Genomic DNA, 8,168 nt, shown 5'->3' on the forward strand with positions numbered 1-8,168 from the left:
CGTCATGGTCCGGCTGCCGGGTCGGCCGTGCTACGCCTCCATACCCCGTGCGAGCCCGAGTTCGGCGCTTCGCGCGCCGCCGGCCGGCCGACGCGGGAGTGAGCAGGCCGGCCCCGCAGCGGAAGGGACGGCGGCACGCTTCTCACTCGTGCGCGATGGCGGCCAGCACATTCATGCGCGATGCGCGCAACGCCGGCAGCAGCGCGGCCACGACCCCGACGACCGCCGAGCCGATCACCACCGCGACGATCGTGCCCCACGGCACGGCCAGCGCCTTCATGCCCTGAAGCGCCAGGACCTGCTGGGTGCACACGCCCCACACGAGCCCGAGCGCGAGTCCCAGCACCGCGCCGAACACCGCGATCACCACCGACTCCAGCCGGATCATCCGGCGCAACTGCCGCCGGGCCAGCCCGATCGCGCGCAGCAGCCCGATCTCCCGGGTGCGTTCCACGACCGACAGGGCGAGGGTGTTGACGACGCCGAGCACCGCGATGACGATCGCCAGCCCGAGCAGCGCGTACACCAGGTAGAGCAGGACTGCGATCTGATCGTGGACCAGCTTCTTGTAGTCGGCCTGGTCACGCACCTGCACCTGCGGATACGGCGCCAGCGTCCTCTCCAGCCGTGAGCGCAGCTGGTCGGCGCTGGTGCCCGGGGCCCGGTTGACGTACAAGGACGAGTCCTGGCCGCCGGGGACGTACTTCTCCACGGTGGCGATGCCGAAGAACAAGCCGCCCTGCGTGCCGAATCCGCCACCGCTGCCCTGGTCGGTGAGGGCGCCCACCTTCATCTCGGCCTTCTTCCCGCCCTGGAACTCGACGGGGAGCACGCTGCCGAGGCGCACCTTGTGGTCCTCGGCGAAGGTGACGTCCATGCCGAGGCTGCCGTCGGCCAGCGCGGCAGCGGTGCCGCCGCCCTTGTAAGCGACATGGGCGACCTCGTCGACCTGGGAGTCGTACCCGGCGGCGGTCGTGGTGACCCGCTTGCCGTCCGGCAGCCGTACCGCCACCGGCGCGAACCGCTGCCGTACGACCAGCCCCACGCCCTCCGTGCCGCGGACCTTGTCCGTGATCTCCTGCGTGAACGGCAGGAAGTTGCCGTTCTGGACGACGAAGTCGGCGCCGAGCGTCTTGTCGATCTGCTGGTCGAAGGACTTGGACATGGAGGCGCTGGCCACCGACATGCCCGCGACCAGGGCGAGCCCCACCATGAGCGCGGCGGCGGTGGCGCCGGTACGGCGCGGGTTGCGCAGGGCGTTGCGCTGGCTCATCCGGCCGACCGAGCCGAACAGGGCGGGAAAGGCCGCGCCGAGGACCCGGATGACGGGCCGGACGAGCAGCGGGCCCGCGATGACGGTAGCGATCAGGGTCAGGATCACCCCGAGCCCCAGCAGCGAGGCCGCCGAAGCCGTCCTGGCCGCGGTCGCGCACCCCGCCAGGGCCGCGACCCCCAGCGCCCCGACGGCCGAGCCGGCGATCGCCCGCACCTTGAGCGGCTTGCCCACACCGGCGATGTCGGCGTCCACGAGCGCCGCGATCGGCGACACGGCGGCCGCGCGCCGGGCGGGCAGATACGCGGCGACGAATGTGACGCCGACACCCACGACGTACGCCGCCACCGGCGTTCCCCAGCCGATGACCATCTCGGCGGCCTTGAGGTGCATGCCGAACGCGCTCATCAGCCCGATCAGCCCGAATGCCAGCCCGATCCCGGCGCCCAGGCCCAGCGTGGAGCCGCCAAGACCGAGCAGCACCGCCTCGGTGAGCACGGACCGCCGTATCTGCCGGCGGTCGGCGCCCAACGCGCGCAGCAGGCCCAGTTCGCGGGTGCGCTGGGCGACCAGCATGGAGAAGGTGTTGACGATCAGGAAGATGCCGACCAGGGTCGCGATGCCCGCGAATCCCAGCATCACGTACTTGATGACGTCGAGGAAGCTGCCGAGGTCGGCGGCGGAGGACTTCGCCTGCTCGTCGGCGGTCTTCAGGTCGTACCCGCCGGTCCCGATCGCCGCGCCGATACGGCTCTTGAGCCGGGCGTCCGGCACCCCCTGCGCCGCGTCCACCGAGATACTGGTGGCCCGGCCAGGGGTGCCCAGCAGTTCCTTGGCGGCGACCGCCGGATCGAGGAAGACCAGGGCGGCACCGGGGTTGGTGGTGGTGAAGGTGGCGATGCCGACGACCTCGACCTCGAAGGTGCCGGGCTGGGCCTGCACGGTGAGCGTGTCGCCGATACGCACGTGCTTCTGGGCGGCGGTGTCCGCGTCGAGCAAGGCCTGGCCTGCGCCCTGCGGGGTGTGACCCGAGGTCAGCTTCAGGGGGCTGCGGTGGGTGAGGTACCAGTCCGTGGCGATGGTGGGGGCGCCGGTGGTCGGGCCGACCGACCTGTTGCGGCTGTCGACCACCACGACGTTCTGCACGGACACGTCCGCATGGGTCGCCGCAACCCCGTCGACCTTGGCGATCTCACCCGCCAGCGAGGCCGGCACGGTCTGGACGGCACCGGTCGGCACCGACGACTTCAGGTCCTGTTTCGGCTCCACCGTCACGTCGGCGGAGGTGGAGGCGAACAGCCGGTCGAAGGTGCGGGTGACGGTGTCGGAGAAGATCAGGCTGCCCGCGACGAACGCCACGGACAGGACGATGGCCAGCGCGGACAGCAGCAGCCGTCCCTTGTGCGCCAGGAAGCTGCGCAGGGTCGCCTTGAGCACCGGGTCAGTCCTCCTCGGGCCCGGCGGACCCGCGTCCCACGTCGAAACGCTTCATGCGTTCCAGTACGGCGTCCGCCGTCGGTCCCTCCATCCGGTCCACGATCCGGCCGTCCGCCAGGAAGAGGACCAGGTCGGAGTGGGCCGCGGCGCCCGGGTCGTGGGTCACCATGACGACCGTCTGGCCGAGCCGGTCGACCGCCTCCCGCAGAAAGCCCAGCACCTCCAGACCCGCCCGCGAGTCCAGGTTCCCCGTCGGCTCGTCGGCGAAGATCAGCTCCGGGCGGGAGGCCAGCGCCCGCGCGCAGGCCACCCGCTGCTGCTGGCCGCCGGAGAGCTGCGCGGGCCGGTGCTTGAGCCGGTCCCGCAGCCCGAGCGTGTCGATGACCTGGTCCAGCCACTTCTCGTCCGGCTTCTTGCCCGCGATGTCCATGGGCAGGGTGATGTTCTCGGCCGCGTTCAGCGTCGGGATCAGGTTGAACGACTGGAACATGAACCCGATCCGGTCCCGGCGCAGCCGGGTCAGCTCGCGCTCCCTCAGGCCCGTCGTCTCGGTGCCGCCGAGCCAGACCTGACCGGCCGACACGGTGTCCAGCCCCGCCAGGCAGTGCATCAACGTGGACTTGCCGGAGCCCGAGGGCCCCATCACCGCGGTGAAGCGGCCGCGCGCGATGTCGACGTCCACCGAGTCCAGTGCGAGCACCGCCGTCTCACCCGCGCCGTACGCCTTGGTCAGCCCGCGCGCGCGGGCCGCGATCCCGTCGGCGGCGGGCGCCTCCGCAGCTGCTGTGGACAAGACTGCCTCCCCGTTTCGCACGACGGTCGTCCGACTTGTCTGCCCGGCCTCTTTGTCCGGGTCGAGCGTAGTGTGACCCGTCCCACAGCCGGTACCACTTTTCGATTCCGATGCGCGCTGGCATTGCTAGCGCATCCGCGCTAGCTTCGAGATATGGCGAAGACCCAGCTGAACGTGCGAGTGGACGAGGGCACCGCCAGGGCGGCCCGCGAACGCGCTCTCGCGCGCGGTGTGAGTGTCAACCGCTACATAGAGGAACTGGTCATGCAGGACACGGGTGAGGCCGGCCGAACGTTCGTCGAGGCCGCCGCCGATTTCATGAAGCAGTACGAGTCCGTCTTCGCCGAGGAGTTCGGCGAGACGCAGGCTACCGACACGTCTGACAAGACCGAAGGCCGTCACTGATCCCTTGAGCGACCTGACGATCGACCTCGCCTGGCTCCTCATGCTCGCCGAACAGAAGACCCCCGGAGACCCGCAGGTCACCGACTGGGGTGCGCTGATCGCCGCCGTCGCCAGGCACCGGGCCGAGATATTCGACGTCCCCGTCTACGACACCCCGCAGGCCCGCGCCGCCGCCCTGCTCCAGCTGCTGATCCACGTCCCGGCCCTGGAGCGCTCGAACGCCCTGTTCGCGTCCTCGGTCGCCTACGCCTACCTGGTCGCCAGCGGCCTCAAGGTCGTCACCTCGCCCGAGCAGGTCCGCGACCTGGCCCGGCTGGTGAAGAACGGCGAGGCGAGCGTCGCGGACATCGCCGAGGAACTGCGCCGCTGGAGCCTGTGACCGGCCCCCGGGTCCGTGATCAAGCCTCCGAAGGCTTGCGCGCGACGCCCAGCGCACAGTACGAGGAGGGCAGCCGCGGGCCGTTCTCCGGCAGGAACACCCGGCGGTACGGACCGAGTTCGAACCCGGCCGCGCGCAGTTCGGCGACCGGCTCCCGGGACAGATGGCAGCCGCCGCCGAGCAGCGGCCACACCGTCCGGTCCAGGGCCCGCTGGGTGAACCGCATCGCCGGGCCACCGCCCGCGCCGTGCTCGAAGAACCGCAGCTCACCGCCGGGCCGCAGCACCCGCCGTACCTCCGCGAGCGCCCGCTGCACATCCCGGACGCTGCACAGCACCAGTGAGAACACCGCCGCGTCGAAGGCCTCGCTCTTCACCGGCAGCGCCTCCGCCGCGCCCGGCACCACGTCCACCGGGACGTCGGCGCGCACGGCGGCCTCCGCCGCCAACCGCCGCAGGGTGCGCTCCGGTTCGATCGCGACGACCTCCGCGACCGAGCCGGGGTACCGGTCGAAGTTCAGCCCGTTGCCCGCGCCGATCTCGATCACCCGCCCGGACAGCCCCGAGAGCAGCCGCTCCCGGATGGCCGCCATGCCGAGACTCGTCTCGGCGGTGACGCTGTAGCGGGCGTAGAAGCGCGCGAACAGCGGGTGGTGGACGGGATCCCGCACCGGTGTCCCGGCGCCGGCGGACATCAGCCGCATGACGGACCTCCCGACGGAAGCAGGTCTACGGTGATTGTCCCCCGTTGCGGCCCGTCGCACCCCCGCTGCCGCGGAAGGCTCAGCCGATGAAGTCGCGCACCTGCTCGTAGACGCCGTGGTCGTCGTTCATGTCGGTGTGCGAGATGCAGCCGACGTCGACGTTGGTCGCGCCGCTCAGCTCCGCCGAGGTGTCCGGGTCGATCGCCGCGTCGCAGTCCGACCAGTACGCCGCGTACGAGACGCTGCCGGGCGTCTCGTCACCGGAGTTCAGGGCGGTCAGGAACGAGCTGCCGGTCGTCATCTCCTTGCAGGAGGTGTACAGCCAGCCGCACAGCGAGGCGACGCTGGTCCCGTGGTTCACCCCGGCGACCGACACGAAGTGGTCCACGTACGCGGTCCCGCCGAGGTTCTTGAGGTAGTAGCGGCTGTTGAGCGCACCCATGGAGTGCACCACCAGGTCGACCTTCGAGGCGTCGGTCTTGGAGAGGACGGACTGGATGTACGTGGACAGCGTCGAGGCCGTGGTGACGTTCGACTTCGTCCAGTCGTACGAGATGGCGTACAGCTCGGAGGACGAGTAGCCGTCCGCCTCGAAGTCCGCGATCCAGGTGTTCCAGCTGCTGGAGTCACTGCTCAGACCGTGCACGAACACGATCGGCTCGTGGCTCGCCGCCTGCGCGGTGCCGGCACTCAGGGGGAGGGACAGAAGGAGCGAACCGGCTATCGCCGACAGAGCGGTTGCGATGCGACGCTTGGCGCGTTGCATGATGCCTCCTGAAACGGGTGGGGTTGTTCAGGAGTGTCAGGACGGGTCTACGCGCGCCGCATCGGCGAAGTCGCCAGTCTTTACGAAGCAACTAACTCGCCAGTAACGTCATTCGTGTGGTGATACCGGTGAACCCCCCACACCTTGACCGCACTTCGCCACCGCAACCGACCGACGCGGGGCCATGCCCGGCTTCGGCGCTCCCCGAGGGCGTCCGCGTCCGGGTGACACGAGTCGTATACGAGGACCAACGCGCCGTGGCCGAACTCGTGCCGCGCCTCACCGAACGGCAGGCCGCGGGGGCCGACCCGCTGCCGGTCGAACCGGGCGAACTGGCACCGGCGTTGCTCCACGCCCTGCGCCGGGAGATCCGCGCCCTGCCCGACGAGGCCCGGCTGCTGTTGCTGCTCGCCGCCGCCGACCAGTACCCGGTCGCCACCCACGCCTTCCTGCGCGCGGTCATCGCCGGCCGGCTCGACACCCGCCCGCTGGAGACCGCCGAGGCGGCCGGGGTCGCCCACGCCAGCGCCGGCGGGGTGTTCTTCCGCGACTCCTGGACCCGGATCGCCGCCTACGAGACGGGCTCACCGGCCGACCGGCGCGCGGCCCACCTGCTGCTCGCCCGGGTCCTCGGCGGCAAGGGCGAGACGGCCCGCCGCTCCTGGCACCGGGGCGCCGCCGCCCTCGGCCCCAGCGCCCGGCTCGCGGCGGAACTGCGCACCGCCGCCGACCGGGCCCGCTCCGAAGGGCGCCCCGCCCTGGCCCGCGCCCTCGCCGAACGGGCCGCCGACCTCTGCCCGGACCCGGCCGAGGAGGCCCGCCTCCTCGCCCTGGCCGCCGCCGACGCCTGGCGCTCCGGTGAACCCGACCGGGCGCGACGGCTCGCCGCCCGCACGGACAACTCCGCCCTGAGCGGCGTCCTCGCCCTGAGAGCCGGCAACGCCGCCGAGGCCTTCGACGCCCTGCTCGCCGCCGCCGTCAGGCAGGAACGTTCCGCCGATGCGCTGGAACTCCTCGCGCTCGCCACCGAGGCCGCCGTCTACACCGGCGACCTCAGACGCTGCCGCGAGGCCCATGTCCTCGCCCAGTGGCTCGACCTCCCGCCGTCCGGCATCCTCGCGGCCCTCGCCTGCGCCGTCGAAGGCCGCTACGCCGACGCCCGCGTGCTCCTCAAGGGCGCCGCGGGCCGCTGCGGGCCCGGCGGCGACCCTAGCCTGCTGATCCACTCCGGCATCGCCGCGCTGCTGCTCGGCGACCACACCCGGGCCGTCACCGCCACCCTCCGGGCCGCCGCCTCCGCCCGCTCGCGCGGCATCCCCGGCACCGTCGCCCAGGCCATGGAGTTCCGCGCCTACGCCGACTTCTGGACCGGCCGTCCCCGGGCCGCCGAGGCCGCCACCCAGGAGGCCCTGCGCCAGGCGTACGCCACCGGACAGGACAACGGGGCCTGCCATCTCCAGGCCGCGCTCGCGATGTTCGCCGCCGTCACCGGGGACGAGGAGGCCTGCCGGGAGCGCGCGGCGGCCGCCCGCTCGCACGCCCTGGCACACGGACTGGGCCTGCCCGCCGCCCTCGCCCAGTGGGCGCTCGCCTTCCTCGACCTGGCGGGCGGCCGATTCCCGGCGGCCGCCGCCCGGCTGCGCGCCCTCGCCGGGTTCGGTCCCGGACACGGCCACCGGGCCATCCGGCACCTGGCCACCCCGCACTACGTCGAGGCCGCCGTCCGCACCGGTGACACCCGGGTCGCCCGCGCCGCGCACGCCGACTACGACCGCTGGGCGACGGCCGTGCGCAGCCCCGACGACCTCGCGCTCAGCGCCCGCTGCCGGGCCCTGCTCGCCCCCGGTGCCGAGGCGGTCCAGCACTACCGCTCCGCACTGGACCTGCACGCGCGGGGCACCCGGGACTTCGAACGCGCCCGCACCGAGCTGCTGTTCGGCGGTGCGCTGCGCCGGCTGCGGCAGCGCACCGAGGCCCGCGACCGGCTGCACAGCGCCCTGGAGGCCTTCGAGTCCTTCGGCGCCCCGCACTGTGCCGCCCAGGCACGCGCCGAACTCCGGGCCCTCGGCACGGCGTTGACACCTGCCACCGGTGCATCCGACCCGGCCGCCGTGCTCACCGCCCAGCAGCTGATGGTCGCGCGGATGGCCGCCGATGGCGCCACCAACCGCGAGATCGCCGACCGCCTCAACCTCAGTCCCCGCACCATCGACCACCATCTGCGGGGGGTCTTCAGCCGGCTGGGGATCCGCTCCCGGATCGAACTGGTACGGCTGCTGGGGGAGTCGCCGTAGGCCGTGGGGCGGGGGGGGGGGCCCCCGGGGGGGGGGGGGGGGGGGCGACCGGCCCCGCCCCCCCCCGCCCGGCGGCCCGCCCCCCCGCCCCGCCCCCCGCGCCCCCCCCCCCCCCCCC

At 72.8% G+C, this 8,168-nt stretch carries 7 protein-coding genes; 3 read left to right on the forward strand and 4 right to left on the reverse strand.

Going from position 1 to position 8,168, the window contains the following annotated elements:
* Nucleotides 1-142: 142 nt before the first annotated feature.
* Together ACFY0K_RS00190 and ACFY0K_RS00195 are read right to left on the reverse strand one after the other, a co-directional pair.
* Entirely contained in the window at nt 143-2,710 is a 2,568-nt protein-coding gene (locus ACFY0K_RS00190; protein ID WP_390637865.1) for an ABC transporter permease, read from the reverse strand.
* Nucleotides 2,711-2,714: 4 nt separating this feature from the next.
* Nucleotides 2,715-3,503, reverse strand: a complete 789-nt coding sequence (locus ACFY0K_RS00195) for an ABC transporter ATP-binding protein (RefSeq protein WP_390637866.1) — start codon at nt 3,501-3,503, stop codon at nt 2,715-2,717.
* A gap of 153 nt (nt 3,504-3,656) precedes the next feature.
* On the opposite strand from ACFY0K_RS00195, the gene ACFY0K_RS00200 reads away from it, so the two are divergent.
* Together ACFY0K_RS00200 and ACFY0K_RS00205 are read left to right on the forward strand one after the other, a co-directional pair.
* The gene (locus ACFY0K_RS00200) at nt 3,657-3,908 is read left to right on the forward strand and encodes a toxin-antitoxin system HicB family antitoxin (RefSeq protein WP_351955708.1); all 252 of its coding nucleotides are present in this window, start codon (nt 3,657-3,659) and stop codon (nt 3,906-3,908) included.
* A 4-nt stretch (nt 3,909-3,912) separates the two neighbouring features.
* Nucleotides 3,913-4,287 carry a fic family toxin-antitoxin system, toxin component gene (locus tag ACFY0K_RS00205; protein ID WP_093505843.1) on the forward strand — a complete coding sequence of 125 codons (375 nt, stop codon included), beginning with the start codon at nt 3,913-3,915 and terminating at the stop codon, nt 4,285-4,287.
* Between the two features lie 19 nt (nt 4,288-4,306).
* On the opposite strand, the gene ACFY0K_RS00210 is transcribed toward ACFY0K_RS00205, so the two are convergent.
* Nucleotides 4,307-4,990: a class I SAM-dependent methyltransferase gene (locus ACFY0K_RS00210; RefSeq protein ID WP_390637867.1), complete on the reverse strand. Its 684-nt coding sequence runs from the start codon at nt 4,988-4,990 to the stop codon at nt 4,307-4,309.
* 79 nt (nt 4,991-5,069) lie between these two features.
* Entirely contained in the window at nt 5,070-5,756 is a 687-nt protein-coding gene (locus tag ACFY0K_RS00215) for an esterase/lipase family protein (protein WP_390637868.1), read from the reverse strand.
* Between the two features lie 116 nt (nt 5,757-5,872).
* Here ACFY0K_RS00215 and ACFY0K_RS00220 point away from each other — a divergent pair, with 116 nt between their 5' ends.
* Complete coding sequence (locus ACFY0K_RS00220) at nt 5,873-8,050, forward strand: LuxR C-terminal-related transcriptional regulator (RefSeq protein WP_390637869.1); 2,178 nt, start codon at nt 5,873-5,875, stop codon at nt 8,048-8,050.
* Nucleotides 8,051-8,168 lie beyond the last annotated feature (118 nt).

The sequence above is a fragment of the Streptomyces sp. NPDC001507 genome (assembly GCF_042894765.1).
Taxonomy (GTDB): domain Bacteria; phylum Actinomycetota; class Actinomycetes; order Streptomycetales; family Streptomycetaceae; genus Streptomyces.

Excerpts from the sequence above, each read along its gene's own strand:
- ACFY0K_RS00210 (WP_390637867.1), bottom strand. The coding sequence starts at position 4,990 with ATGCGGCTGATGTCCGCCGGCGCCGGGACACCGGTGCGGGATCCCGTC.
- ACFY0K_RS00215 (WP_390637868.1), bottom strand. The coding sequence starts at position 5,756 with ATGCAACGCGCCAAGCGTCGCATCGCAACCGCTCTGTCGGCGATAGCC.
- ACFY0K_RS00200 (WP_351955708.1), top strand. The coding sequence starts at position 3,657 with ATGGCGAAGACCCAGCTGAACGTGCGAGTGGACGAGGGCACCGCCAGG.